We start from the raw sequence: 26156 nt of genomic DNA, 5'->3' as shown, positions 1-26156 counted from the left end.
GACGCAAATTCCAAACCATTGCCTCGTGCCGACCGTGCAGAACCGCACCGACTTTTGCAGCCGCCGCCTAGCATTGTCGACACGAACTGCATGAACACCCGGTGCAGGATCGAGACCGCCAGAAACAATTGTCCGTTCAACTCATCAGCGCGACCCACCGTGATATTCGACCCAAGTACATCACCTTCGACTGCTACGGCATGCTCACCAACTTCCGCATGCGGGAGGTGGCTATCGAGATCTACGCAAGTCAGCTGCCCGCTGAGCAACTGCCCTTGGTCATCAAGGACTTCGCGGCGTACCGACTCGACGAGGTCATGGGTGACTGGAAGCCCTTCGACCAGGTGCTGAAGTCGGCGATTGACCGCACCTGCAAACGCTACGGCGTGGCCTTCCGCGAGGAAGACGGGCGCAAGTTCTACGACGCCGTGCCCACCTGGGGCCCGCATGCCGACGTGCCGCAGGCGCCGACCCGGGTGGGCAAGGAGATTCCGTTGGTGATCCTCTCCAATGCAATGAACGAACAGTTCCACTCGAATTTGCGCAAACTCGAACCTCCGTTCCACAAGGACTACACCGCACAGGACGCCGGTGCGTACAAGCCGCGCCTGGCCGCCTCCGAATACATGCTCGACCAGTTCGGCTGCTCGCCACTGGACATCCTGCACGTGTCATCCAGCCCACGCTATGACCTGATGCCGGCCCACAACCTGGGCATCAAGAACAAAGTCTTTGTCATCCGCAGCCACGAGCCGAGGGGCAACGAGGCCTACAGCTTCGCCGAGATTTGCGGACATCACCGGGCTGCCTGCGCTGGTCGGGCTGTAAGCGGGGGTACGTATCGCGAGCGTCCAAGTTCAACGAACTGATCGACACACGTCGCTGGGCGCTCGCGATGGCGAAGTTCAGGAGTGATGGGACGGGTGCGCTCCAAAGGGGTGGCCTCAAGGCTACGACGCCGCGCATCAAGGTCCTCGAGATCTTCCAGCGCACCGAGCCGCGGCACTTGAGTGCAGAGGACGTGTACAAGGTGCTGGTCAACGAAGGCTCGCAAATCGGGCTCGCTACGGTGTACCGCGTGCTGATGCAGCTCGTACAGGCCGGACTGCTCACGCGCTGCCGTTTCGAGATCGGCAAGGCGGTCTTCGAGCTCAACAGGGGCACGCATCACGACCACCTTGTGTGCCTCGGCTGCGGCCGCGTCGACGAGTTCTACGACGCCGAGATCGAAGCGCGCCAACGCGAGGCGGCCCGCGCCATCGGTTTCGGGTTGCAGGAGCACGCGCTTGCTCTTTACGGCCTGTGCTTCAGTTGCATCAGCAGCGAGCGTCGGTGAGCGGAGGTGCCTAACAGGCTGTTGAAGGGCCTGCGGACGGCCGAGGCGCTTCCATGACCGCAGAGCCTATTCAGCGCGCGATGGCCAGAATCGCGGCCTGTCAAAGACCTTCCGCCCGACGTTGCTCGGCGTCAACAAGGCGTTCGGCGTGTGACGCAGTGGTGCGCAACAAGGCCATCTACCTGGCCTTGGGCGTGCTGCCCGACGGCACGCTCGACATCCTGGTCTGTGGATCGAGGGCACCGAAGGGGCCAAGTTCTGGATGAAGGTGTTCAGCGACCTGAAGACCCGCGGTGTGGCCGACATCCTGATCGCCGTCACCGACGGCCTGAAGGGCATGCCTGAGGCGCTGGCGACGGTGTATCCGGCCACCACGCTGCAGACGTGCATCGTGCACCTGATCCGCAACTCGCTGGACATACGCCAGCTGGAAGGATCGCAAGCTGCTGGCCGCGGCGATCAGGCCGATCTACACGGCCGCGAGCGCCCAAGCGGCTGAGGTCGAACTCGATGCCTTTGCGCGCGGCCTCTGGGGACTGAAGTGCCCTACGGTCGTGGCGGCCTGGCGCCGCGCGTGGGACCGGGTGATTCCATTCTTCGCGTTTCCACCGACCGTACATGGCTCAACCGGGTGCCTCCGGCGGCCCGGCGGGGGCCTGAAGACATTGAACAAACACTCGAGAGCCAATCAATCCAATCCGCCTCGAGGCACAACAATGCCGACAGCTCCCTGAGGTCAGGGCACCAAAAGTCAGCACCGAGCAAAGTTCCGACAAGCGGCCCGATTGAAACGGATTCCACTTGCGTCACACATGAATGCGGCATTTCCTCAGCCGCCGGATTCATAGACTTATAGCCACCCCAACCAGTGGACTTGTCGATGACCTTCAAACCCAAATTCATCAGTTTCGACTGCTACGGCACGCTCATCAACTTCGAGATGGGCCCGACCGCGAACGTCTTGTTCAAGGACCGCGTCCCGACCGATCGGATGCCTGCCTTCCTGAACAGCTTTCGGGCCTATCGTCTGGACGAAGTCATGGGCGAGTGGAAGCCCTTTTTCGACGTCGTGGAGAACTCGATCCGGCGCGCCTGCAAGACGCACGGCGTGGACTACAGGCCGTCGGACGCCGCAGCGCTGTACGACGCCATCCCAACGTGGCAACCGCATCCGAACGTCGTCGAGGTTCTGGAGGCGATCGCACCGCACGTCCCCCTGGTGATCCTCTCGAACTCGATGGTCGACCTGATCCCGGCGAGCGTCGCCCATCTCAAGGCAAAGTTTCACGCCGTCTACACCGCCGAGGAAGCACGCGCGTACAAGCCGCGCTTCCAGACCTTCGAGTACATGTTCGACCAGCTCGGATGCCCGCCGGACCAGATGATGCATGTCTCGTCGAGCTTCCGGTACGACCTGATGACGGCCTCCGACCTGGGCTTCATGGCCAAGGCATACATCGATCGTGCGCATGAGCCGGCTCGCGAGGGCTACGGTGTCAGCCGCTTGACCGACGTCCGTCAGCTTCCCGGCCTGCTCGGCCTATGACCGCGTTGAGCACCACCGCGCCAGACCTCGCGCCCGCGGTGGTGGAGGCATTGGTCCATCGCCTCTACGGCATCGAGGGTTCCACCCGGCCGCTGGCGGGCGAACGTGACCAGAACTGTCTGGTGCAGGCGTCGGACGGCTGTCGCTACGTCTTCAAGATCAGCAATCCATCCGAGCCGGCCTCGGTCGTCGACTTCCAAATCGCGGCGCTCGACCACATTGCTCGCGCGTCGCCGGACCAGCCGGTGCCGCGCGTCGTGCGGACACTGGAAGGACGCACGCACGGCAACATAGCGCTACCTGAGGGCCTCCCCGCACGCGTGCGGATGCTGACCTACCTGGACGGCATCCAGATTCGCGAGACCGTGCGCACCGCCGCGCAGCGTCGGGCCATGGGGACAGGACTTGCTGAGTTGAACCGCGCACTGCACGGTTTTGCGCATCCGGGTGCGGCGCATGACCTGCTGTGGAACGTTGCGACGGCACACCGGCTGGCCGAAAAGCTCGATGGCATCGTCGATGAGAACCGCCGCGTTCTCGCCCAAGCGTTCATGACGCGCTTCACCGAACACGTGCTGCCGCGCCTGGCGGCGCTACGGTCGCAGGTGATCCACAACGACTACCACCTCTACAACGTGCTGGTCGCACCCGACGATCATTCGCGCATCGTGGGGGTCATTGATTTCGGCGACATGGTGCACGCGCCGCTCGTCGGCGAAGTCGCAACAGCCGCCGCCTTCCACATGGCCGGCAGCGTTGATCCATTCGAGGGGCCGGCCCAGTTCGTGGCGGCTTATCACGCCGCCTTGCCGCTGACCGACGCCGAACAGGAGGTCGTCGCCGATCTCATGGCAACGCGCCACCTCATCACGGTGCTGATCTCCGAATGGCGCGCCGCGCGCTACCCCGAGAACCGCGCCTACATCATGCGTCACAACCCCGCAGCGTGGGAAGCCCTGTTCCACATGGCAGACCTTTCCCGCGCGACGGCACGCGACCGGCTGCTGGCCGGCCTACAAATTGGAGCCACTCAATGAACAGCACGACCGACCTCAACATGGTCAACGCCTACATCCCCGGCCGCGCCGACGTGAGCCCTGCCACCGCCGCGATGATCTCGCGTCGCGACGCCTTGCTTGGCCCGGCCTACCGCCTGATGTATGAGCGGCCGCTTCACATCGTGCGAGGCGAAGGCGCCTGGCTCATCGACCCGGAAGGGCGCCGCTACCTCGACGCCTACAACAACGTCACGTCGCTCGGACATTGCCATCCGGCGGTGACCGAGGCGATCTGTCGGCAGGTACAGACGCTGGCGACCAATACGCGCTATCTCCACGACACGATTCTCGAACTGGCGGAACGCCTGCTTGCGAGCGTGCCGGAGACCGAGCTTGCCCACCTGATGCTGACCTGCACCGGCAGCGAGGCCAACGACCTCGCCTATCGCATTGCGAAGGTCCGCACCGGTGGCACCGGCGTGATCGTGACCGACACGGCCTATCACGGCATCACCGACGCGGTGTCGAAATTCTCGCCCTCGCTGGGCGTGACCGTCGATCTCGGCGAGCATGTGCGCCTGGTTCCGGCGCCGCGCCTCTATCACGCCGAAGGCGCCGACCTGTCCGAGCGCTTCACACGCGACGTCGAGGCGGCGATCGCGGACCTGCGCCGTCATGGCATCAAGCCGGCCGCGCTGATTGTTGATTCGCTGTTCACCAGCGACGGCATCCTTCCCGGCCCAGAGGGTTTCCTGAAGGGCGCAGTCGATGCCATCAAGCGGGCAGGCGGGCTGTTCATTGCCGACGAGGTCCAGCCCGGTTTCGGCCGGACCGGCGAGCACCTCTGGGGTTTTCAGCGCCATGGAGTGCTGCCCGACATCGTGACGATGGGCAAGCCGATGGGCAACGGTCAACCGATTGCCGGATTGCTGGCGACCGCTGACGCGCTGGCGGAGTTCGGCAAGAGCTCGCGCTACTTCAACACCTTTGCGGGCAATACCGTCTCGTGCGCGGCCGCATTGGCGGTCATGGACGCGATCGAGCGCGACCGGCTGGTGCAGCACGCTGCCACGGTCGGGAAGATCCTGCGCGACGGCATCGCCGCTCTGGCCGGCCTTCACGAGGCCATCGGCGATGTGCGCGGTGCGGGCATGTTCGTCGGGGTCGAACTCGTCTCCGATCGCGCATCGCGAACACCCGATCGCAGCCTCACGAGCCAGGTGGTCAATCGGATGCGCGACAAGGGCGTGCTGATCAGCGCCTGCGCGACGGGACACAACGTGCTCAAGATTCGACCCCCGCTTGTGCTGTCAGCGGATCAGGCGAGCCTCGTCATTCAGGCGGTTGACGAATCCCTGCGTGAAGCGCAGAGGGCTTGCGCAGTCTAGCCAAGGCGTCCAGCCTTGGTGTCGGATCGTGTGAACAGGTCCTGGCGGCACATCGACGCAGGGCGCTACGATTCACCCATGTCTTCGACAGTCTCACTGGACAAGTTCGACCTCAAGATCCTTGCGCACCTTCAGCGCGAGGGTCGCTGTTCGAATGTCGGGTTGGCCGATGCCGTTGGCCTGAGCCAGAGTCCGTGCCTCGTGCGGACGAAGCGGCTGCAGGAGATCGGGGTGATTCGCGGCTATGGCGCTGACATCGCGCTGGAGAAGCTCGGCACGTGCGTGATCGTCTTTTCCGAGGTGACCATCAGCAGCCATCGGCGCAACGACTTTCGCAAGTTCGAAGAGGTTGTGGGTCAGCACCGCGAAATCGTCGAGTGGTACAACGTCAGCGGTGGCTACGACTACTTGTTGAACATCGTGGTGCCGAGTGTTGCCTTTTTTCAGACGCTGATGGAGAGCCTGCTGCAAAGCGATATCGGCATCGAGAAGTTCACGAACCGGATCGTATTGCGCCAGTCATCCAGCAAGCGCATCTATCCGCTTAGCCTCATCGCGGAGCCGCGCGGCGGCATCGGGTCGCACCCGGTGAACCATAGGCACGAGACTTCGAACAACCCGCGTTGATTCCGGCGCCGAGCGCCGCTGCGCCGAGAGATGGACAGGCGCCTTGCTGGCCAGCTGGCCGAGGTTTCCCGCTGGGCACTGCGCAAGTAGCTGATGCACCGGCTACCACATCACGCCGAACACGCAGCACAGTCCGGCGATCTGTGCCTAGTCACGCGGTGTCAGCCGCGTCAGCAGCGCCGCGCGGTCTCCTCGATCTCCTCGAGCACCGCCATCGGGGCGGCCGGGGTGTCGTGCCAGACGTTCGAACCCAAGTGCGCGTCGTCATCAGGGCGCCGTTCCTCAAGACGTGCGGTCCGATCGAGAAGATGTACATCGCACGCGGCTTGATGCTGTCACGCGGCCCTTAGGCCGAAGTGGGCAGGCCCGCATTCAAAAGCATCATCTGCCAGCGCCACGCTTGAAAACAACAGGAAGCTCGGCATCGAGCCCGAATTGCAGCATCACGCTGCGGCGGCGCGCATGTAGTCTTATCAGCAAGATCACCGCGCCGGAAGCAGCTGGGCACGCCGATGGTCCTGGTGGCCGACCGTGTGCGGGCGCCGAGAGCAATCCGCCGGAGCCCTTGATCAGAGATCACACCGATGAAGACACTGTTGCTGAACAAAGAAGATGTAGGAAGCCTGATTTCCATGAGAGAAGTCATCGGGACGGTGGCGGAGGCGTACAAGGCCTTCAACAGCGGCCAGGTGAATCAACCGCCGTATACATGCATCCACCTCCCGCCACCCCGGGGCGAAATCGACTTCAAGCTGGGTTATTGCGAGGCCAACGAGATCATCTCGATGAAAGCCTCATCCGGGGGATTCCCGAACAACCTCATCGAGCACGGCGTGCCCAGCGGCATGGGAACCATCCTCCTGTTCGACGCCAGAACCTGTGCGCTCATCTGCGTGATGGATGGCAGCCTCATCACCGGCCTGAGAACCGGCGCCGCCGGAGCCGTTTCGGTGAAGGCGCTGGCGCGCAAGAACGCGAAGACCATCACCTCCATCGGGACTGGCAATCAGGCCCGGATGCAGATCCGGGCGATCCGCGAGGTGATGACGATCGAAGCCATCCATGCCTGGAGCCACCACCCCCAGACCCTCGCCCAGTACAAGGCCGACATCGAGCGCGAGTTCGGCATCCCGGTGGTGATGGCGCGCTCCAAACAAGACGCGGTGGAACAGGCGGACATCCTCGTGACCACCACCCGCGGCAAAGGCGCTCTGGTGGAAGCCGCCTGGGTTCGGCCCGGCACACACATCGTTGCCATCGGCACGGACACGCAAGGCAAGCAGGAGCTGGAGCCGGAGATCTTCCGCAACGCCAGGATTGTCAACGATTCGATCGCGCAGTGCGTCGAGAAGGGCGAAACCTGGCACCCGCTGCACAAGAACATCATCGGCAAACACGACATCCACGCCGAGATCGGCGAGATCCTGCTGGGCAAGAAGCCGGGGCGCGAGTCCGACGACGAGATCACGATCTTCGACTCGACGGGCATGGCCATCCAGGACAACACGACGTCGAACCTGATCTATCGCAACGCCATCGCGAGCAACACCGGTACGGCCTTCGAGTTCATTTCATCATGACACCCCTGCTCGAGCACCCTACCCTTGCCGACATCCACCAAGCGCGGGAGCGGCTGAAACCGCACGTCCGACACACGCCCTTGCTGCGTGCCGAGAAGATGGAGCCGCTTCTCGGGTGCGAGGTGTATCTCAAGCCCGAGACGCTGCAGATCACCGGAGCGTTCAAGATCCGGGGCGCGCTGAACAAGGCCCTGTCGTTGCCCCCCGAGGCCATTGCCAACGGCATCATCGCCACGTCTTCAGGCAACCATGCCCAAGGGATCGCCTACGCGGCGCGGATGCTGGGTGTCAAGGCGGTAATTGTGGTGCCCGTTACCACCCCGAGCATCAAGGTGGAAAACACACGGGCGCTGGGCGCCGAGGTCATCATGTTCGACGGAGACACCGCGGCGCGTTGGAAACGGGTCACCGAGATCGCGGCAGCCAACCACTACGCAGCGGTGCACGGCTTCGAGGACCCCATGGTAATGGCGGGCCAGGGAACCATTGGTTGCGAAATCCTGGACGACCTGGCCGACGTGGACACCGTCATCATCCCCATGGGCGGCGGGGGTCTCATCTCCGGCATTGCCACCGCCATCAAGGAAACCAAGCCCTCCGTGCGTGTGGTGGGCGCGGAACCAGCGCTGACCCCAAAGTACTTCCACAGCCGCATCAACAAGGAGCGCACGTCGCTGCCGCTGAAGAACACGATCGCCGACGGTTTGCGCATCAGCGTGCCGGGCCAGAACCCCTACCCCATCATCGAAAGGTACGTCGACGAGATCGTGCTGGTGGAGGACGAACACATCATCGAGGGCATGCGCATGCTGGCCAAGGACGCCAAGCTGATCGCAGAGCCGGCTGCCTCGATCGGCATTGGCGCGCTGCTGGCGAAAGGACTCAAAGTGACGCCGAAGGAAAAGGTCTGTGTGGTGTTGACAGGTGGGAACTGGGATCTGTGCGACCTTGCCGAAGTCTTTCAACGCGGCAACTGATCGCTCCCGAGTTAGAGTGCCCACGATGGGAGGGCAGCGCCTTCCTTCAACGCGTCGAGTTCGCCGCCCGGTCGATGAGCAGGACCTCGCAGGCTCCTTCCAGTGCGATGGGACAGTGCTCGACGCCATGCGGCACAAGGATGAACTCACCTTCCTCGATGACCTCATCGCGACCGCGGAACTTCATTGGCAGGCGGTTCTTGTCATCCGCCTGATCGACCGTTCCGGCCGCAGGAATGGTCATCTCGCCAGTGCTTCGCCGATTCAGTCTCCTTCGGACTTGCCGCGGCATCGATGCTTGGTGGTCAGAGAACGGCGAGGACGTCACGCTGTGGCGCTTCGAGCACGCTACGCGCGAGCCGCAGACCGTGCGCATCCGTCCCACTATGTGCAGCAATGACGGTGCCGTGGTGCGCGAGTGGGCGGTAACAGGCCGGGGTGTCGCGATCCGGTCGGAGTGGAACGTCGCTGCCAATCTGGCAGCCGGCCGGCTCAAGCGCGTGCTCGCGAGCTGAGAGGTTCCTGCCGCCGACGTTGTCGCCATGCTGGGCACCCGCTTCGGGCGAAGTGCGCGGGCAACTGCCTTTCTGGCGATGCTGCACCAATCGCTTGCACCGCCACCCTGGAGGCGTAGGACCGTGCGGCCGACGCGCGGTCTCGGGCCGTCATGACCTTGCCCTCGCCCTGCGTTGGGGGGAGCCCGGGGCAGTGACCTTCTTCCTCGGGCGCGCGGGCGGGGCCGCACACGCGATGCCCGCGAAGCGATCACCCTGAAGGCGATCGCGTCAGGCTCAGAGGCCGACCAGCGCCGGCAGGCCGCCGATGTCGGAGATCGCGGTCGTGCCGTAGCCCGGGACGCCGGGTTCGTGGTTGCGATTGACGAAGGCCTTGTCCTTGATGCCCACGTCGCGGGCGGACATGTGGTCATAGCGCATCGATGACGACACATGCAGGAAGTCTTCGGGCTTGGCGTTCAATCCATCGATCATGTATTCGAAGGCGCGCAGGCGGGGCTTGTAGGCCTTGGCCTGCTGCGCCGTGTAGACCCGGTGGAAAGGCACGCCGAGCAGCTTGACGTTGTGCACGAGCTGCGCGTCCATGGCGTTCGAGATGATGACCAGCGGGATCTTGTCCGCGATCTTGGCAAGGCCCGCCGTCACGTCCGGGTGTGGACCCCAGGTAGGAACGGCGTTGTAGATCTCCGAGACGTCGGCCTCGCGAAATGGCACACCCCAGCGGTTGCAGGTGCGCAGCACCGATTTGTAGACGACGTCGTAGTAGGGCTGCCATTCGCCCAGCACCTCGTCGAGCCGGTAGGCGGCGAAGTCCTTGCAGAACTGTTCCATGTCTTCCGGATTGACCCGGTCGGGGAAGAGCTTGCGCGCTGTCGGCGCCATCTGGAAGTCAGTGAGGGTGCCGTAGCAATCGAAGCTGATGTACTTGGGCCGGAAGGTGATGGTCATGGAAGCTCCGTTGGAAAATTCAAATCACGTTATTGGGATGGAACTATCGTAGGCAGGGTGCTCTCGGGTTCGGTACCGAATTGGCCATCCGAATCGGAAGGCTGAGCTTTTTTCACGAGGGTTTCGGCATAAATTTGCAAGCAGATCGCGACGTGCCGCTTGGCATCAGTACCCCTGCTTGCGATCCACGACATCCCGCAGCCCGTCGCCGCGCATATGGCTGCGCAGATTCGCGAGCATGATGGGCGCAGCCGTCTCGGGCTGGGTCATGCTGGCCACGTGCGGCGTGACGAACATGCGCGGATGCGTCCAGAAGGGATGGTCCGGCGGCAAGGGCTCGGGGTCCGTGACGTCGACGATGGCGTGCGACAGGTGACCGCTGTCGAGCGCTGTCAGTAGCGCCGCCTGATCGAGGTGCCCCCCCCGGCCGACGTTGATGACACTTGCGCCGCGGGGCAGCGCGGCGAAGAGCCGCGCGTTCAGTATTCCTTTTGTGGCATCGGTGAGCGGCAGAAGGCAGATGAGGATGTCGCACTGACCGAGAAACTGATCGAGGGTGTGCGCGCCTGCATGGCAGGCGACGCCCGCGATGTTCTTTGGCGAGCGGTTCCAGCCGGACAAGCGAAAGCCGAAAGTCGAGAGCCGCTGCAGAACGGCCTGCCCCAGAACTCCGAGTCCCATGACACCGACAGTGCGGCTCGAAGCGGGCGACACCTCGAGCGGATTCCATGCACCCGAAGGTTTCATCGCAACGTAGTCGAAGAAGTCGCGGTGCAGGGCGAGGACCGAGAGCGTGACGTACTCGACCATGCCGTTGATGATGCCCGGCTCGACCATGCGCACGATCTGCACGTGGTCGGGAACGCCAGAAAGATCGATATGGTCGATGCCGGCGCCCGACGAGAACAGCACCTTCAGATTCGGCAGCGATGCGATGAACGCGGCGGGTGCGGCCCAGGACACCAGGTATTCGATCTCTTCGAGATCGCCGGCATCCGGCCATGTACGGAAATCGATATCGGGCGCGTTGTCCTTGAAGAACCGGGCCCAGGCCGCTGCGCGCGGCGCGTCGGACCTATAGAGCACGCTCATGGCGTCATCCCTTCTCGCTTCACCAGCCGCTGACCCAGCCGTCGAACAGGCCTTCGGGCAGGTTGTCGGGGTTGGCGCCGCGCAGGAAGTCGAAGTCGCAGCCTTTGTGGGCCTGCTCGACATGGCTGTTGTAGAGCTTGCGATAGCCGCGCAAATGCACTTCGTCGCGCGCGGCCCATGCGGCGCGCCGCCTTTGCATTTCGTCTTCGTCAACCAGCAGGTCCAGGCGGCGCCCGGCGACGTCGAGCTCGATCATGTCGCCCGTCCGGACCAGGGCCAGGGGGCCGCCGGCCGCCGCTTCGGGCGAGACATGCAGCACTGCCGTGCCGTACGCCGTACCGCTCATGCGCGCATCGGATATCCGGACCATGTCGCGGATGCCGCGCGCCATCAGGCGGCGGGGAATGGGCAGCATGCCCCACTCGGGCATGGCCGCCCCCCTGGGCCCGACATTGCGAAGCACGAGGACGCTGTTCTCGTCGATTTCGAGCGCCGGGTCGTCGATGCAGTCCGCCAGGGATTGCACATCCTCGAACACGACGGCACGCCCCCGGTGCTGGAACAGTGCAGGATCGGCCGCGGCCGCCTTGATGACCGCGCCGTCGGGCGCCAAGCTGCCCGTGACGACGATCAGGCTCTCGCCGGGCCGCACGGGCCTGTGGCGCGGCCGGATGATCTCGTCGTCGGTGGTTTCGGCGGCATCCGCGATTTCGCCGATCGTGCGGCCTTCGACCGTGCGCGCATCGAGATGAAGCAGCGGCGACAGTTCCTTGAAGAGGGCGGGCACGCCACCGGCCATCATCAGCCGCTCGGTCAGGTGCTCGCCGGCGGGTTGCACATTGGCGATCAACGGAACCTTGCGCGCGATCTCGTCGAAGCGGTCGAGCTGCAGCGGCACGCCCACGCGCCCGGCGAGGGCCAGCAGATGGATGATGACGTTGGTGGAGCCGCCGATCGCGCACAACAGGCTGATGGCGTTGTCGAAGGCGCGGTGATCGAGGATCTCCTTGGGCGTCGGCCCGCCCGTCTGCGCCAGTTCGACGGCGCGCTGGCCTACCAGCCTGGCGAACTGGCCGCGGCGCGCATCCGTGGAAGGCACCAGGCTCGACCCGGAGAGTGCGAGCCCCAAGGCCTCAGTGACGATCGACATCGACGAGGCGGTGCCCATCTCGGCGCAATGCCCCGGTGAGCCCATGACATTGCGCTCGAAAGTTTCGAAGGACTTGTCGGGCAAGGTGCCCGCGCGCATCTGGTCGACGAATTTCCAGACCCCGTTCGCGGTCGCGAGCGCGCCACCGGACATCGAGCGCGGCGTGGCCGGGCCGCTGTTGAGAACGATCGCGGGCACGTTGGCACTCGCCGCGCCCATCAGGAGCGCGGGCTGGGTCTTGTCGCAACCGCTCAGCAGCACGACGGCGTCCAGTGGATAGGCGCGGATGGTCTCCTCGGCCTCCATGGCCAGCAGGTTGCGGAAGGGGAAGGAGGTCGGCTTGACGAGGTTCTCGCTGATCGACATCAAAGGGACTTCGAGCGGAATGCCACCCGCCGCCAATATCCCTTCGCGCACCTTCACGGCAAGCGTGCGCAGGCTGAGATTGCAGGGGTTGAGATCGGACCAGGTGTTCAGGATGCCGATCACCGGCCGCTGCATGAGATCGTCCCGCGACCAGCCGTCCATCGCGAGCGTTGATCGATGGATGAAACCGGGAAGGTCATTCTTGCGGAACCACCGCGCGCTGCGCAGGTTGGCGCCGCTGTCTGCGCTGTTCTGGGTCATGGCTGGATCGGGTTGGATTGGAGTGGCTCGGCGCGGTGGCTGAGGCAGAGGGCATGCACACCCTCGCGGGGGCCTGCACCTTGCAGGTCGGCGAGGGTGGTGGGTTGGTGCAGAACGGTGATGCTCATGGGGATGAAGAGGATGGAAGAGAAGAAGATGCCAGCGCACGCTCGGCCACCTCGCAGAACCAGCGCACGCCCAGCGGCAGCGCGTCGTCGTTGAAGTCGTAGCAGGGGTGGTGCAGTGCGCGCTCCCCGTCGGGCCCCGGGTCCGCGCGCCCCTGACCCAGCCACAGGTAGGCGCCCGGACGGCGCTGCAGCATGAAGGCGAAGTCTTCCGAGGTGAAGGCCGCGCGCGGCGCCATGTCGGCCTGCAGGCCGACGGCTTGGGCCGCGGCGAGCGCGAGCGCTGCTTCTTCGGGCGTGTTGAGGGTGGCGGGGTAGTAGCGCGAGTAGCGCACCTCGGCCTGGACGCCGCTCGCCAGCACCACGCCATCGACGATGGCGCGCAGCGCGGCCTCGATGCGGTCTTGCGACGCGAGGTCGAAGCTGCGCACGGTGCCCGTGATCGAAACCTCCGCCGGCAGCACGTTGTGGCTGTGCCCGCCTTCGATGCGCGTGACCGAGAGCACCGCCGATTCGCCCGGATCGATGCGTCGCGAGACGATGGTGTGCAGCTGCGCGACCAGCTGGCTCGCGGCGAGGATGGCGTCGGGCGTGTGATGCGGCTGCGCCGCGTGGCCGCCGCGGCCACGCAGCACGATGTCGAAGCGGTCGGCCGCCGCCATGATCGGCCCGACCCGCGTCTGCGCCCGGCCCAGCGGCAGGTCGGGCCAGTTGTGCAGCGCGTAGACGCTGTCGCAGGGAAAGCGATCGAACAGGCCGTCCTCGATCATGGCACGTGCGCCACCCTTGCCTTCCTCCGCCGGCTGGAAGATGAAGTGCACCGTGCCGTCGAAGCGCCGCGTGCGTGTCAGTTGACGCGCGGCGCCGATCAACATGCTGGTGTGGCCGTCGTGCCCGCAGCCGTGGTGAACGCCTTGCGTGCGGCTGGCATGGGCGGTGCGCCCCAGCTCGACCATGGGCAGGGCGTCCATGTCGGCGCGCAGGCCCACGCTTCGCGCACCGCTGCCGCAGCGCAGCGTGCCGACCACGCCGGTGCCGCCCAGCCCTTCATGGACTTCGAGGCCGAGCAGGCGCAGCGCCTGGGCCGCCACGCCGGCGGTGCGCCGCTCCTCGAAGGCGAGCTCCGGATGTGCGTGCAGGTCGCGGCGCAGCGCGACTAGATCGGGCAGCAGGTCGGCGACCGGCGCGGCGATCGCGTCCAAGCTCAACGCCCGGCCTCGACGGCACCAGCACGCGAACGGCGGTAGGCGGCGAGGAAGTACTCGTCCGTCTCGCCAGCCTTAGGCACGGCTGAGCGCAGGCAGGCGAGCATGTCGCCCTCGAAATCGATCAGCGCGCCAACCACGTCGACAGTGAAGTCCTTGAAATTCAGCACGGACATGAAAATCTCCAGAAATAGCGCATGAGAGTGAACTTGAGCATAAGTGCGCGCCTCACAGGTCAATACCGAATTGGGTCTGCGCTGCGGCACGGCGTTTCGTTATTGACGCGTTACCAGCATCTTCTTTGGCATCGGAACGGCACCATGCCTTGTCTATTTGTCATAGATTATGGGCACTCGTTTCACGTTGCAGAGCAACTCGCAGGAGATCGTGCCTGCACGACGGGCCACTTCATTGACGGGCACGTGCCGGCGCCACAGTTCGACGCGGCATCCGATCCCGGATCCAGGATGGTTGCTCAGATCGATGGTCAGCACGTCCATCGAGACGCGGCCGACCACGCAGGTGATCGTGCCGTCGACTGCTACGGGCGTGCCAGTCGTTGCAAGGCGTGGATAACCATCGGCATAACCGATCGCGACCAGCCCGATCCTCGTCGGTTCCGTCACGACGAATCCTCCGCCGTATCCCAGGGCGTCGCCCGATTGGAGCGTGCGAACTGCGAAGACTTCGCTTCGAGACTCATCACGGGGCGCAATTGCTCATCGCCGCCCTCCCCTGCCCCTCGCTGCGGCACGGGATCTGCACCGTATAACAGGATGCCAGGCCGGGCCCAGTCGCGCCGGCCTGAGGGCCATTGGAGAATGCCGGCCGAATTGCTCACACTGCGATCCCCTGGCAACGCTTCCGTTGCGGCATCGAACGCCGCCACTTGCCGGGATGTCGCATCGCTGCCTGGCTCGTCGGCCCTGGCGAAATGCGTCATGAGCGTGATGTTCGTCACCCTGCCGGTCGCTTGGGCAAACGCAGCCCGCCGGCGAGCCGTGTACGCGCTTGGGCCAGGCTGGGTTCAATCAAGGCAAGCTGGTCTGCGTTGAGCAGCTCGTAGACTACGTTGCATTCCTGCAGCACGGCGATATCGCGCTGGACCGCTTCGAGCTGTGCCTGAGTGCGGAACAGTTGAAGCGTTCCTCCGGTGCGCCGCTCGTACTCAATACCGGTGTCTGCACGCAGCTGCTCGAATCGACCGCAAAATCCTCGACATCCTTCAGCGAAACGGGCGCATCGCGATGACCGAACTCGCCCAACAGATCGGCCTGTCCCCTTCTCCCTGCTCGGAACGGGTCAAGCGCATGGAGCGCGAAGGCGTGATCACGGGATACCACGCGCGTGTGGTACCGAATGCGCTGGGCAAGAAGCCACTGGTGTCGTCGAGATCACGCTCGCGGCGAAATCGGGCGAAGTCTTCGACAAGGTGCGCAAGGAACTGCTGCATGTTCTCGACGTGCAGGAGTGCCATCTGATCTCAGGCACCTTCGGCAACCTTGTCAAGGCGCGCCTGAGCGGCATGGAGGAATACCGCAGTCTGCTGGGTGACATCCTGAAGAAGCTGCCGGTGACCGCACAGTCCAATAGCTCTGTGGTGATGGAAGAACTCAAGGAATCGCTACTGCTGCGCACCGACCGCTGAATTCGAACGTCTTCTCGGTCGAGCTGCGGCAAAACTTCACATTGCCACAGTGCTCAGATGCCACCAAAACGACCCGCGGGGGCTTCGCAACTCAGGGACGTCATTTCGTTTGCAGGTGCGTCCACGCTCATCGAGATGCGATTTTGGTGAACCGCCTCCGTCCATTGCAGGGCGGATCTCCAACAAGGGCCACGCCAGCTTTCTCAACGGTTTAGGGTCACAAGCCGGATTGGCTGCGTCAGGTTCTCCGGGACGAGCAATGCGGTCATTTCCGCGGAGCTCATGATGCCCAGTTGCTCGGCCGTGGCGGCGATAGTGTTGCCGGTGGCCAGTGCTGACTTGGCGATCCTGGCGGCCTTCTCGTAGCCGACAATTGGATTCAGGGCTGTGACGAGGGTCACCGACTCTGCGACCCGCTTAGAGAGAATCATATGGTTGGCTTCGATGCCCTCCACGCAGTTGACCTGGAGCGTCTTGCAGGCGTTTGCGAGATGCTTGGTGCTCTTGAACAGCGCCCATCCCATGATCGGTTCGAAGGCATTGAGTTGCAGTTGACCGGCCTCGGATGCCATCGTGATCATCAGGTCGTTGCCAATCACCTCGAACGCGACCTGGTTCACCACTTCGGGAATAACCGGGTTGACCTTGCCGGGCATGATCGACGAGCCGGCCTGGCGCGCCGGCAGGAGTATGTCGCCGAAGCCGGCTTGCGGGCCGGACGACAGCAGGCGCAGATCGTTGCATACCTTTGACAACTTGCAGGCGACGCGCTTGAGCACCCCGGACAACTGGACAAACGCACCGGTGTCCTGCGTCGCCTCGACCAGGTTGGCGGCGCGCACGACCGGAACGCCGCTGAATTCGGCCAGCAGGGGAATGACGATTTCGCTATAGCCAGCCGGGGCATTGATACCCGTGCCGATCGCGGTGGCGCCCAGGTTGACCTCGGTGATCAACTCCCTAGCTTCGCGCAGCCGAGCCTCGTCTTCGCCGATCATGATCGCGAAGGTCGCGAATTCTTGGCCCAGCGTCATCGGAACGGCGTCCTGCAACTGGGTTCGACCAATCTTGAGTACCGCGCGAAACTCCTCTGCCTTGCGCTCGAACGACGCACGCAGGTTGGCCATTGCGGCGAGAAGTTGCTCGATACCGTTCCAAGCGGCCAGTCGCAGCGCCGTCGGATACACGTCGTTTGTGCTTTGCGAAGCGTTTACATGATCGTTGGGATGGATCAGGTCGTAGGAGCCCGGATCCGCGCCCATATGCTCAAGGGCACGGTTCGCGATCACCTCGTTGGCATTCATGTTGGTCGATGTGCCCGCTCCACCCTGGATCACGTCAACGATGAACTGGTCGTGCAGTTGACCGGCTATTAGATCTTCGCAGGCGTCGTTTATGGCCGCGGCCCTGGACGCATCGATGACGCCGAGCCGGGCGTTGGCGGCGGCGGCAGCTTTCTTGACATGCGCCAATGCCCGAACCAATTCCGGCATCTGGGAGACGGTCTGGCCCGTGATCGGGAAGTTGTCCACGGCGCGGGCCGTGTGCACGCCCCAGTAGGCATGCGACGGAATATGCTTTGAGCCGAGGAAGTCGGTCTCCAGGCGGGGGTTCAATTCATTCATCAGTGACTTTCGAGGGATGGGATTAGATGCGGCCGATCGGGTCCACCCAGGCGCCACCAATGAATAAGCAGCGCGAAATCGCGTCGAACTGTGCGGAGGCGAGCAAGGCAGAAGCCTTTGAATGTTTCATGTCGCTGATTGCAGCATCGATCCCTCGCACTTCGATTTCGAATTGGAGGACTGGCTCCAAGCAAACTGCCGTTGTGGCAACCCTCGACAGCAAGGTGTGCCGCCAGCTGTTCGTCACGTACAGGGACTGATAGGTCGCTCTCGTCAAGTTGATGTTCATTGGCAAGCGGGCGCCTGTGATCGGCACAAAGTCTGCTGCTGCGACAAGTGGATCAAACTGATATCCGTCGATTGGCACCACCGTGCATCAGCCGCCTGGCGCGTGCATTGCCGGTCTTGGTGATCGAGCCGCGTTGAAGATTGTTGCCGATGCTCGGAAGCGCGCACGTGTCGCCCCAAGATCAACCATGCGCTGGCGATTCTGTCTTGCCTACCGCTCCCCTCCACTTCGGTCACGGACGAGATAGACGGCTGGCTCCCGGTGCGCTCCGTGCACGCCCTGCGGGCCCATGGATCCGCACCCTTGCGGACCTCGCAGGCCTTCGGGGTCAAACGGGCCGGCAGGCTCGCTAGAACGGGCGCGGGGCGCTTTTTGGGGTCGACTCCGTTTTCGGTGCACCGACTGACGGGATGCAGCGCCAACAGAGGTGGCTGGCGCGGGGGCCGATCCGCAAGTCCTTGATCTGGTTGAGATTGCTGTTCGCTTTCGGCAAGCGTATCGTCTCTCCCCTTTCAAGGAGACGCGCGATGTAAGGCTGGCGCACGACATTCATTGGCCTGCGCGAGTTCCCGCACGACCTCAGCGCCTTCTAGTTGCAGGCGTTCTTCACCTTCAGCCGCGCCGAGCATGAGCTGATTCAAGCGCGCCGCGGCGACGCCTTCAAGTTGGGTCTTGCATTGCACATCGGATTGCTGAGCATGAGTGGTCGACTGCTGGACGCCGTACGGGTCGTGCCGCCGGGGTTGTGGCGGCGCGTTGGCAACGAACTGGGCATCGTCGCTCCCGAGATTGCCTCGCTGCGCGCCGTGTATTGGTCGTAGTCGCACCCTGTATGAACCGCCCCGGATTCGGGCGGTTCGTACACCTAGATGACTGGGCCGTGAGGAAGCACTAAAGTGCAGGACTTGCGAGGAAAGAACCTCTGTATCTGTGATCCGTGTGTGATCGATTCCAAGGTGCCGACACACTTTATGAAGCCCAGCCCATGACACTTATGCCGTTAAAAAATCGCCCGAGCCGCTGGCTCGGCGTAGCTAGCCTTATCGCCTGCTCGACGCTGCTTGCGGCGTGCGGAGGAGGCGGCTGGGTCGGCAAGGCCACAAATCTAACCGTACCGGACAAGACCACGCTCGCTCAGGCTTGCGCCGGCATGGCCGGCAAAACGGTTTCGTCGGGGCAGATCGCGCTGACGAGCGGTAGAGCGGTTGTGTCGTCGGCCGTGCTCGTACCCGCCGTCACCACCGCGCCAGCTTTTGCCGAATATTGCAGGGTGCAGGGCTCGATCGCTCCCCATACGGCAGGTGCCGATCCGATACGCTTCCAACTCAACCTGCCGACCACATGGAACGAAAAGGCCGTCATGGTGGGCGGCGGCGGCTTTAACGGCACGCTCATCGATGCCGTCGCGGCGCTTCGCGACGCAGCGCCGGGCCAAGCGCAGCCGATCACCCAGGGTTTCGCGACCTTCGGCACCGACTCTGGGCACGACGGTACGACTTACGGCACGACCGATCCCGCCAAGTTTGCGTTGAACGACGAGATGTTCCTGAATTTCGCGCATCAGTCGTACAAAAAGGTCAAGGACGTCGCGCACGTGTTGATGCAGCAGTATTACCTACGCTCACCGCGCAAACAGTACTTCTATGGCGGGTCCGAGGGCGGGCGCGAAGGTCTCCTCATGGCACAGCGGTACCCGCAAGATTTCGATGGCATCGTATCCGTCGTGCCAGTAATCAACTGGACGGGACTCTTCAATGGTTTCATCAGCTACCAGTTGCCGCAGTTCTCGGGCGGCGCAATCAACGCCAACAAGGTGCGCGTGCTCGCCAACTACGTGAACACCACGTGCGATGCGCTCGACAAAAGCGCAGATGGCGTGGTGAGCAACTATCTCGCTTGTCCGTCTCGTATCAACCTGCAGGGCCTGCGCTGCCCTGGCGGTAGCGACACGGGCAACACCTGCCTGTCCGACGCGCAACTCGCCGTCCTCAAGGCGTCGTACGGGCCGACGGTCTTGCCCTTCCCCCTTGCCAACGGTCTCACGACCTACCCAGGCCGCCTGTACGGCGGCGAGATCCAACTCGGGGGTGAAGGCGTGGGACGCTGGGTGACCTCGGGCCTCGTTCCCAATCTGCGACCGACTGCGGCAGACGCTCGCGGTGTGATCTACGGCAGCAGCTACGCTCGCTATGTGATCGCGAAGAACGCCGATTTCGACATCCGCACATGGAACGCCTTGAACTTCCAGGCGCGCATCCAGGAGGTGTCGGCGCTGATGGACGCGACTGATCCTGATCTTGCAGCCTTTCGCGCACGGGGCGGCAAGCTCATCATCCGCGAGAATTCCGGTGACTGGGCGCAGAGCCCGATGGCCGGCATCCAGTACTACCAAAGCGTCGTCAACAAGCTGACGCAGCCGGTCGTGGACGAGTTCGTGCGCCTCTATGTGTCACCTGCGTCGAATCACGGCGGTACGGCGGCAAGCCTCACGACAGGCACCGAAATTCCCACCAATCACGATTTGCTCACGACACTTGATCACTGGGTGACGAGTGGCGGCGCGCCGTCCGATGCGCTTCTGCAGGTGCGCAACTCGCCCGCCGCCCCCTTCAGCACGCTCGCGACGCGCCCCATGTGCCGCTACCCAAACTACCCGGCGTACGTTTCGGGCGACGTGACGAAGGCTGAAAGCTATCGTTGTGTTGCGTCGTTGCCGTGACGTATTGGGCGTCTGCGCAATCACGCCTGTCGCACTCTGCCGAGGAGTGCGATCACATCCGCCCGATCTCGGTGTTTGCATGGGAAGGACCGGCGGCAAGAAAGCGGCTGGACTGGTTCGAGGATCACGCGAAGACTGAATTTTCGATGCTGGGCGTAAGGTCTGGCGTTGGCCGAGGATTACGGTAGGGACACCCATTGCTGGACGCCCTCCGCAGATCCGTACGTGCCCGATTCGGGCATACGGCTCCTACCTTGGGTGAGTGACGGCAAAGCGCTGGTCAGGCCACGGACGTCAGTTGGCCGACTGCTGGCTACTCCAAGGCGGCGAGGCGCTGCTCCTGCGGCGCAAGCCCGCTGAGCGCGACCACTTGCTGCCAACGCGCCAGTTCCGACCCGACCTGCGCCCTGAGCGCGGCCGGGGTTCCGGACTCGACATGCGCGCCGTTACTTTCGAAGCGATCGATCACGGCTGGATCGGCGAGCACCATGTTCAGCGCGCGATTGAGTTGATCGATGACCGCGGGCGCCGTGCCGGACGGTGCGAACAGTCCATACCACTGCGTGACCTCGACGCCATCGACGCCCGCTTCGGACAACGTGGGAACGCCCGGAAGCTCGCCGAGTCGCCGCGGCCCCGCCACGGCCAGCGCGCGTAGTTGACCGCTGCGCAGGAACGGGCGCGCCGTGAACAGGCTCGGGAACATCACCTGCGTGCGACCATCGACTGTGTCGGCAATCGCCGGTGCCGCACCGTCATAGGTCGTGTTGGCCATCGAAGTGCCGGTGTTGAGTTGGAACAACTCGGCCGCAAAGTGTGGCGGGGTACCGTCCCCCGCCGAAGCGTAGTCGACCGAACGCGGCGTGGCCTTGAGCCGCGAGACGAGCGCGGACACATCCGCCACATGCAGGTCCGGGTGCGCCACCATCATCGTCGGCGACGAGCCGACCAGCCCCACCGGCTCGAAATCGTTCACCGGGTCGTAGCCCAGCTTCTGCAAGGCCGGATTCATGGCGTGCGTGCCAATGTAGCCGAACATCAAGGTGTGACTGTCCGCCGCCGCATGCGCGACATATTCGCTGGCGATCGCACCGTTGGCGCCAGCGCGCGCGTCGACCAGCACCTCCTGCCCGAGTAGCGGCCCGAGCTTGGCCGCGATGATCCGCGCCATGGTGTCGTTGCCGCCGCCAGCACGCGTCGGCACCACGATGGTGATGAGTTTGCTCGGAAAGGCCACCGGCGTTACGGTCGGTTCCTCGGATCGCGAGAACACATAGTCGGGCAGATGCAGTTCTCCCTGCATGATCTTGCGGGCCGTGCGCACCAACGCCGCGCACGATACTGTCGCGTCGGCGCCCTCACCTTCGATTTCCACTTCGACGTCGATTTGGCCGGCCGGATGCAGCACAACCAGGCTGTGCCGCGCCGGCGCGCGTGCCGCGGCGCTCGCCACTGTGCCCGGCAATGCGAACGCGCTGGCCACGCCGATTGCGCCCGTGACCGCGTGCGACACGTGGCACTTGCGCGGCGTGAAATAGCGCGAGGTGATGCTGTTCGGCGAGTCGCCTGCACTCACCAGCACCGGTTTCGGGATCACGCTGTTCGACACGTCGCCCAGCCCCATCATCCGGCCAGCCTGCAGGCGCAGCGCCTCGAGGCGTTCGAGCAGGGCCGTGTTGGCATCGAGCGCAGCTGGCTTTTCGCGGCCGGTCACGCCAAGGTCGCTGGCACGCACGATCATCAATGGCATCGCCGCGTCGATGCAGCTGACCTCGATGCCGTCGATGGTGTCGATGCGTTGGCCGGTCGGAAACACCTGACCCGTGACCGCACCCCACGCATCCAGGAAATTGAGCAGGATCGGCGCCGCGGTGCCGGCCACGCCGTCGATGCGTGCATCGCCCTCGTAGGTGACTCGGCCGCCGGTCGTGCGCACCGTGACGTCGATCCGCGAGCGCGTGTTGACGTTGAACACGCGCACTTGCGTGATGCCGTCCTGCGCGGCGACCAGCCCCTGCTCGATCGCGAACGGCGCGACACCCGAGAGCATGTTGCCGCAGTTGGGCCGCGTGTCGACGGAGCGATGCCCAACACCGACCTGTGCGAAGAGATAGTCGAGGTCGCAGCCGGGTTCCTTCGAGCGCGAGACGATCGCGACCTTGCTGTTGAGCGTGCTGCCACCGCCGACGCCATCGAGTTGCAGCGGGTCAGATGCGCCGATGGCACCGATCAACGCTTGGTCGCGCGCCTCGTCGCCTTCGGGCAACCATTCGCGCAGGAAGAACGGGCCGCGCGACGTGCCGGCGCGCATCAGCACGCAGGGGATGCTTTGACTCATTTCAGTCCGCCGTGAGCTTTGCGGCTTGCACGACCTTCTTCCACTTGACCTGTTCTTCGGCCACGTAGGTGCGCATCTGGTCGGTGGACATGGTCGAGACCTCGGCGCCATGGTCCTCCAGGCGCTTGATGACACTCTTGTCGGCCAGCACGTCATTCAGCACCTTGTTGAGTTGCTCGACGACAGGCTTTGGCGTCTTCGCCGGCGCGAAGATCCCATACCACTGCGACACGTCGACGTCGTTGATGCCCTGCTCCTTCAGCGTGGGCACGTCGGGCATCAACGCCGAGCGCTTGCTGCCGGCGATGCCAAGTGCCTTGAGCTTGCCCGCCTTTACATAGGGCATGGCAGTGAACAGGCTGGGAAACATCACCTGCGTCTGGCCGCCAAGCGTGTCGGTGATGGCGGGCGCAGAGCCCTTGTACGGCACGTGCAGCATGCTGGTGCCGGTCGACAACTTGAACATCTCTGCCGCGAAGTGCGGCGCCGTGCCGTTGCCAGCCGACGCGTAGCTGATCTTGTCGGGCGCTGCCTTGAGTAGCGCCACCATCTCCTTCGCATTGCTCGCCTTGACGCCCGGGTTGACCACCATCACCGTGGCCGACGAGCCCACCATGCCGACCGGCTCGAAGTCCTTCACCGGGTCGTAGCGCAGCTTCTGCAGCGAGGGGTTCATGGCGTGCGTGGCCACGTAGCCGAGCATGAGCGTGTAGCCGTCGGGTGCGGCGCGCATCACGTATTCGCTGGCGATCGCGCCGTTGGCGCCGGCCTTGTTGTCGACAATGACCGGCTGCTTCAGGATGGCCGACATCGACTGGCCGATGACGCGGGCCATCGCGTCGTTGGCGCCGCCCGCTGCAGTAGGCACAACGATCGTGATCGCTTTCTCGGGGAAAGCCGCGGCCGCGTTGCCGCAAACCAGGGCCGCAACCAGCGCGATAGCGCCGGCAAGGTGATGTTTCTTCAAATGCATTTGTCTACTCCGGTGGATTCTGGAACCGCGGTCTCTGCGAGTCTGTTGTCGTTGGACCGATGGACGTATGTTCCGCGCCCTGCGAACTACTGTGAATTGCATGTTTCCGATGGATTGATGCACACTTTGGATCACTGGGATCCACAACCGGAGAGCACCCGTGGCCATCAACTTCAACCTGAACGACCTGCAGGCCTTTCGCGCCGTGGCCGAACTCAGCAGCTTCCGCAAGGCGGCCGAGGCCTTGCACGTGTCGCAACCCGCGTTCAGCCGGCGTATCGAAAAACTGGAGGAAGCGCTGGGCGTGCGCCTGCTGGAGCGCACCACGCGGCGCGTAAGCCTCACCTCCGTGGGCCGCGATTTCGACCGCAAGGTTCAGCAGTTGCTCGACGACCTCGATCAGACACTGCTCGGCATTCGCGGCGTCGCGGGGACGCGCATGGGCGAGGTGACGATTGCCTGCGTGCCGTCGACTGTCTACTACTACCTGTCGCAGGTGATCTCGCGATACCACGAGCGCTATCCGAAGATCCGGGTCAAGGTGCTCGATGCGGGTGCCAATGACGTGCTGTCGGCCGTGGCGAATGGCGATGCCGACTTCGGCCTCAACTTCGTCGGCAGCCAGGAGACCGACATCGATTTCATGCCCCTTCTGGAGGAGCGATTCGTCGCGGCTTGCCGGCGCGACCATTCACTGGCCAAGAAGCGCCGCGTCACCTGGACCGAACTGGCCGCCTACGACTACATCTCGGTGAGCAAGGTGTCGGGCAACCGCCTGCTGCTGGACCAGGCGCTGTCGAACGTGCGGGGCCGGCCGCAGCCCATCTACGAGACGCAGCACGTCACGACGATGCTCGGGCTGGTCGAGGCGGGGCTGGGCGTGGCGGCAGTGCCGTCGATGGCGATGCCCGCCGCCGACCACCCGCTGCTGGTCAGCGTGCCGCTGATCGAGCCGCTCGTCACACGCAAGATCGGACTGATCCGGCGCAAGGGCCGTTCGCTGTCGCCGGCCGCGCAACAGCTCTATGGATTCTTCCTGGAGATGAAAGCAAAGCGCGGCAAGCCGGCCAAAGGCCGCGCCGCCGCGCCGATTTCTGTTGCTGTGGATCAGTGAGCCGTACCGGCGCGACCGATCACTACGGGTTGCCCGTCGCCAACTTCAAGCTCGTGCTCGGTGCTGGCATAGTTGGTGGACAGCTCCCGCGTCAGTACCTCGTGGTCGCAGGCGTTCTCCCACTTCGACACCACGATGCAGGCCACCGCGTTGCTGATGGTGCTGGTCAGCGCGCGGGCTTCCGACATGAAGCGATCGACACCGACGATCAACGCCACGCCGGCCACCGGCAGTTCGGGCATCACCGTGAGCGTTGCCACCAGGGCAACAAAACCGCTGCCCGTGACCCCTGCCGCGCCCTTCGACGTGAGCAGCATGATCCCGAGCATCGCTGCGATCTGGCCCCATGAAAGGTGGATGTCACAGGCCTGCGCGATGAACATCGATGCCAGTGTCAGGTAGATGGCCGTGCCATCGAGGTTGAACGAGTAGCCGGTCGGCAGCACCAGGCCCACCACGCCCTTCTTGCAACCCAGCCGCTCCAGCTTCATGAGCAGGCGCGGAAGCACCGGCTCGCTCGACGAAGTGCCCAGCACCACCAGCAGTTCCTCGCGGATGTAGCGCAGCAATTGCCAGAGCTTGAACCCGTGAAGTCGGGCCAGCACGCCGAGCATCACGACGACGAAGAAGCCGCAGGCCACATAGAACGTACCGATCAGAAGTCCGAGCGAACCGATCGACTTGATGCCATAACGCCCGACGGTGAAGGCCATCGCACCGAACGCACCGATGGGCGCCAGCCGCATGATGATGCTGAAAGCCGCGAACAGCATGTGCGAGAAGCCATCGATGCCGTCGAGCACCGGCTTGGCCGCCGCACCGATGCGTGTCAGTCCAAAGCCGCACAGCACGGCCAGCAGCAGCACCGGCAACACCTCGCCTTCCGCAAACGCGCCGAAGAAGGCGTTGGGAATGATGTGCAGCACGAAGTCGGCAAAGCCGTGGATGTGGATCTGCTTCGCAAAGCTCGTGGCGACGGACGCATCGAGGTTCTTCGGGTCGATGTGCATGCCTGCTCCGGGCTGTAGCACGAACACCGCCACCAGCCCGGTGATCAGCGCGAGGATGGTCAGCGCGTAGAACAGGCCCATCGCCTTCAGCAGCGTCTTGCCGATCTCTTTCGAATCACCGAGGGAAGTGATCCCGGTCACGATGGTGCAGAACACCACTGGCGCAATCATCATCTTGACCAGCTTCACGAAGGCATCGCCGAGCGGCTTCAAGCCGGCGCCGAAGTCCGGCCAATAGTGGCCCACGGTGATGCCGAAGATCAGGCCGATCAGAACCTGGACGTAGAGGAGCTTCAAGAGCTTGCGGATGTTCACGGTGTTGTCTC

General features: G+C 64.0%; 20 protein-coding genes and 8 pseudogenes. 14 read left to right on the top strand and 14 right to left on the bottom strand.

What is annotated here, in order from left to right:
- Positions 1–200 precede the first annotated feature (200 nt).
- The 7 genes and pseudogenes from E5P2_RS32365 (at position 201) to E5P2_RS32335 (ending at position 5895) form a co-directional block, all read left to right on the top strand.
- Positions 201–828: pseudogene (locus E5P2_RS32365) on the top strand (haloacid dehalogenase type II).
- A gap of 67 nt (positions 829–895) precedes the next feature.
- Positions 896–1336 carry a ferric iron uptake transcriptional regulator gene (gene fur / locus E5P2_RS32360; RefSeq protein WP_162571189.1) on the top strand — a complete coding sequence of 147 codons (441 nt, stop codon included), beginning with the start codon at positions 896–898 and terminating at the stop codon, positions 1334–1336.
- Positions 1337–1488: 152 nt separating this feature from the next.
- A pseudogene (locus E5P2_RS32355) lies at positions 1489–1953 on the top strand (IS256 family transposase); the annotation flags it as partial.
- Positions 1954–2216: 263 nt separating this feature from the next.
- Positions 2217–2882: a haloacid dehalogenase type II gene (locus E5P2_RS32350; protein ID WP_162571188.1), complete on the top strand. Its 666-nt coding sequence runs from the start codon at positions 2217–2219 to the stop codon at positions 2880–2882.
- The gene (locus E5P2_RS32345; protein ID WP_162571187.1) at positions 2879–3919 is read left to right on the top strand and encodes a phosphotransferase; all 1041 of its coding nucleotides are present in this window, start codon (positions 2879–2881) and stop codon (positions 3917–3919) included. The genes E5P2_RS32350 and E5P2_RS32345 overlap by 4 nt, the downstream gene beginning before the upstream one ends.
- Entirely contained in the window at positions 3916–5268 is a 1353-nt protein-coding gene (locus tag E5P2_RS32340; RefSeq protein ID WP_162571186.1) for an aspartate aminotransferase family protein, read from the top strand. Before E5P2_RS32345 ends, E5P2_RS32340 begins: the two co-directional genes overlap by 4 nt.
- A 78-nt stretch (positions 5269–5346) precedes the next feature.
- On the top strand, positions 5347–5895 hold the full coding sequence (locus E5P2_RS32335) for an Lrp/AsnC family transcriptional regulator (protein WP_162571185.1): 549 nt from the start codon (positions 5347–5349) through the stop codon (positions 5893–5895).
- 179 nt (positions 5896–6074) lie between these two features.
- On the opposite strand, the pseudogene E5P2_RS37975 reads toward E5P2_RS32335, so the two are convergent.
- A pseudogene (locus tag E5P2_RS37975) lies at positions 6075–6149 on the bottom strand (aldolase); the annotation flags it as partial.
- A gap of 330 nt (positions 6150–6479) precedes the next feature.
- Here E5P2_RS37975 and E5P2_RS32330 point away from each other — a divergent pair.
- Together E5P2_RS32330 and E5P2_RS32325 are read left to right on the top strand one after the other, a co-directional pair.
- Entirely contained in the window at positions 6480–7475 is a 996-nt protein-coding gene (locus tag E5P2_RS32330) for an ornithine cyclodeaminase family protein (protein WP_162571184.1), read from the top strand.
- A complete protein-coding gene (locus E5P2_RS32325; protein WP_443083568.1) occupies positions 7472–8452 on the top strand; it encodes a threonine ammonia-lyase in 981 nt (326 codons plus the stop codon). The genes E5P2_RS32330 and E5P2_RS32325 overlap by 4 nt, the downstream gene beginning before the upstream one ends.
- A gap of 46 nt (positions 8453–8498) precedes the next feature.
- Here E5P2_RS32325 and E5P2_RS32320 read toward each other — a convergent pair whose 3' ends face one another.
- Positions 8499–8696, bottom strand: coding sequence for a hypothetical protein (locus E5P2_RS32320; RefSeq protein WP_197908643.1), 198 nt, complete (start codon positions 8694–8696; stop codon positions 8499–8501).
- On the opposite strand from E5P2_RS32320, the gene E5P2_RS38310 reads away from it, so the two are divergent.
- Positions 8689–8967, top strand: coding sequence for a hypothetical protein (locus E5P2_RS38310; protein ID WP_197908641.1), 279 nt, complete (start codon positions 8689–8691; stop codon positions 8965–8967). The genes E5P2_RS32320 and E5P2_RS38310 overlap by 8 nt on opposite strands.
- A gap of 276 nt (positions 8968–9243) precedes the next feature.
- On the opposite strand, the gene E5P2_RS32310 is transcribed toward E5P2_RS38310, so the two are convergent.
- The 7 genes and pseudogenes from E5P2_RS32310 to E5P2_RS37955 all read right to left on the bottom strand — a co-directional run.
- A complete protein-coding gene (locus E5P2_RS32310) occupies positions 9244–9915 on the bottom strand; it encodes a haloacid dehalogenase type II (RefSeq protein WP_162571183.1) in 672 nt (223 codons plus the stop codon).
- A gap of 165 nt (positions 9916–10080) precedes the next feature.
- Positions 10081–11007, bottom strand: a complete 927-nt coding sequence (locus E5P2_RS32305) for a 2-hydroxyacid dehydrogenase (protein WP_162571182.1) — start codon at positions 11005–11007, stop codon at positions 10081–10083.
- A gap of 19 nt (positions 11008–11026) precedes the next feature.
- The gene (locus tag E5P2_RS32300) at positions 11027–12784 is read right to left on the bottom strand and encodes a dihydroxy-acid dehydratase (protein ID WP_162571181.1); all 1758 of its coding nucleotides are present in this window, start codon (positions 12782–12784) and stop codon (positions 11027–11029) included.
- A 124-nt stretch (positions 12785–12908) separates the two neighbouring features.
- Positions 12909–14117: a M20 aminoacylase family protein gene (locus E5P2_RS32295; RefSeq protein WP_162571180.1), complete on the bottom strand. Its 1209-nt coding sequence runs from the start codon at positions 14115–14117 to the stop codon at positions 12909–12911.
- Positions 14118–14137: 20 nt separating this feature from the next.
- A pseudogene (locus E5P2_RS32290) lies at positions 14138–14290 on the bottom strand (HAD family hydrolase); the annotation flags it as partial.
- 153 nt (positions 14291–14443) lie between these two features.
- Positions 14444–15090: pseudogene (alr, locus tag E5P2_RS38435) on the bottom strand (alanine racemase); the annotation flags it as partial.
- Positions 15075–15383: pseudogene (locus E5P2_RS37955) on the bottom strand (FAD-dependent oxidoreductase); the annotation flags it as partial. The pseudogenes E5P2_RS37955 and alr, both read right to left, overlap by 16 nt.
- Between E5P2_RS37955 and E5P2_RS32275 the strand changes: the two are divergent.
- A pseudogene (locus E5P2_RS32275) lies at positions 15296–15762 on the top strand (winged helix-turn-helix transcriptional regulator). The pseudogenes E5P2_RS37955 and E5P2_RS32275 overlap by 88 nt on opposite strands.
- Before the next feature lie 203 nt (positions 15763–15965).
- Here E5P2_RS32275 and E5P2_RS32270 read toward each other — a convergent pair.
- The gene (locus E5P2_RS32270; RefSeq protein WP_162571177.1) at positions 15966–17387 is read right to left on the bottom strand and encodes an aspartate ammonia-lyase; all 1422 of its coding nucleotides are present in this window, start codon (positions 17385–17387) and stop codon (positions 15966–15968) included.
- A gap of 22 nt (positions 17388–17409) precedes the next feature.
- Positions 17410–17757, bottom strand: coding sequence for a hypothetical protein (locus E5P2_RS32265; RefSeq protein WP_162571176.1), 348 nt, complete (start codon positions 17755–17757; stop codon positions 17410–17412).
- Between the two features lie 470 nt (positions 17758–18227).
- On the opposite strand from E5P2_RS32265, the pseudogene E5P2_RS32260 reads away from it, so the two are divergent.
- Positions 18228–18488 (top strand): annotated as a pseudogene (locus E5P2_RS32260) (DUF4158 domain-containing protein); the annotation flags it as partial.
- A 173-nt stretch (positions 18489–18661) separates the two neighbouring features.
- Positions 18662–20395 (top strand): tannase/feruloyl esterase family alpha/beta hydrolase, encoded by a 1734-nt coding sequence (locus E5P2_RS32255; protein WP_162571174.1) that lies wholly within the window; start codon positions 18662–18664, stop codon positions 20393–20395.
- 313 nt (positions 20396–20708) lie between these two features.
- Here the strand turns inward: E5P2_RS32255 and E5P2_RS32250 are convergent, their stop codons facing one another.
- Together E5P2_RS32250 and E5P2_RS32245 are read right to left on the bottom strand one after the other, a co-directional pair.
- Positions 20709–22733: a 4-oxalomesaconate tautomerase gene (locus tag E5P2_RS32250; RefSeq protein WP_162571173.1), complete on the bottom strand. Its 2025-nt coding sequence runs from the start codon at positions 22731–22733 to the stop codon at positions 20709–20711.
- Between the two features lies 1 nt (position 22734).
- A complete protein-coding gene (locus tag E5P2_RS32245) occupies positions 22735–23706 on the bottom strand; it encodes a Bug family tripartite tricarboxylate transporter substrate binding protein (protein WP_162571172.1) in 972 nt (323 codons plus the stop codon).
- 160 nt (positions 23707–23866) lie between these two features.
- Between E5P2_RS32245 and E5P2_RS32240 the strand changes: the two genes are divergently transcribed.
- Positions 23867–24820 (top strand): LysR family transcriptional regulator, encoded by a 954-nt coding sequence (locus E5P2_RS32240; RefSeq protein WP_162571171.1) that lies wholly within the window; start codon positions 23867–23869, stop codon positions 24818–24820.
- Here E5P2_RS32240 and dctA read toward each other — a convergent pair.
- Positions 24814–26145, bottom strand: coding sequence for a C4-dicarboxylate transporter DctA (dctA, locus tag E5P2_RS32235; protein ID WP_162571170.1), 1332 nt, complete (start codon positions 26143–26145; stop codon positions 24814–24816). The two genes, E5P2_RS32240 and dctA, sit on opposite strands and share 7 nt — an antisense overlap.
- Positions 26146–26156: the final 11 nt, after the last annotated feature.

Source organism: Variovorax sp. SRS16, assembly GCF_901827165.1.
Lineage (GTDB): Bacteria > Pseudomonadota > Gammaproteobacteria > Burkholderiales > Burkholderiaceae_C > Variovorax.
Note: the sequence above shows the minus strand (reverse complement) of the source record. Positions and strands in the feature narration are given on the sequence as shown.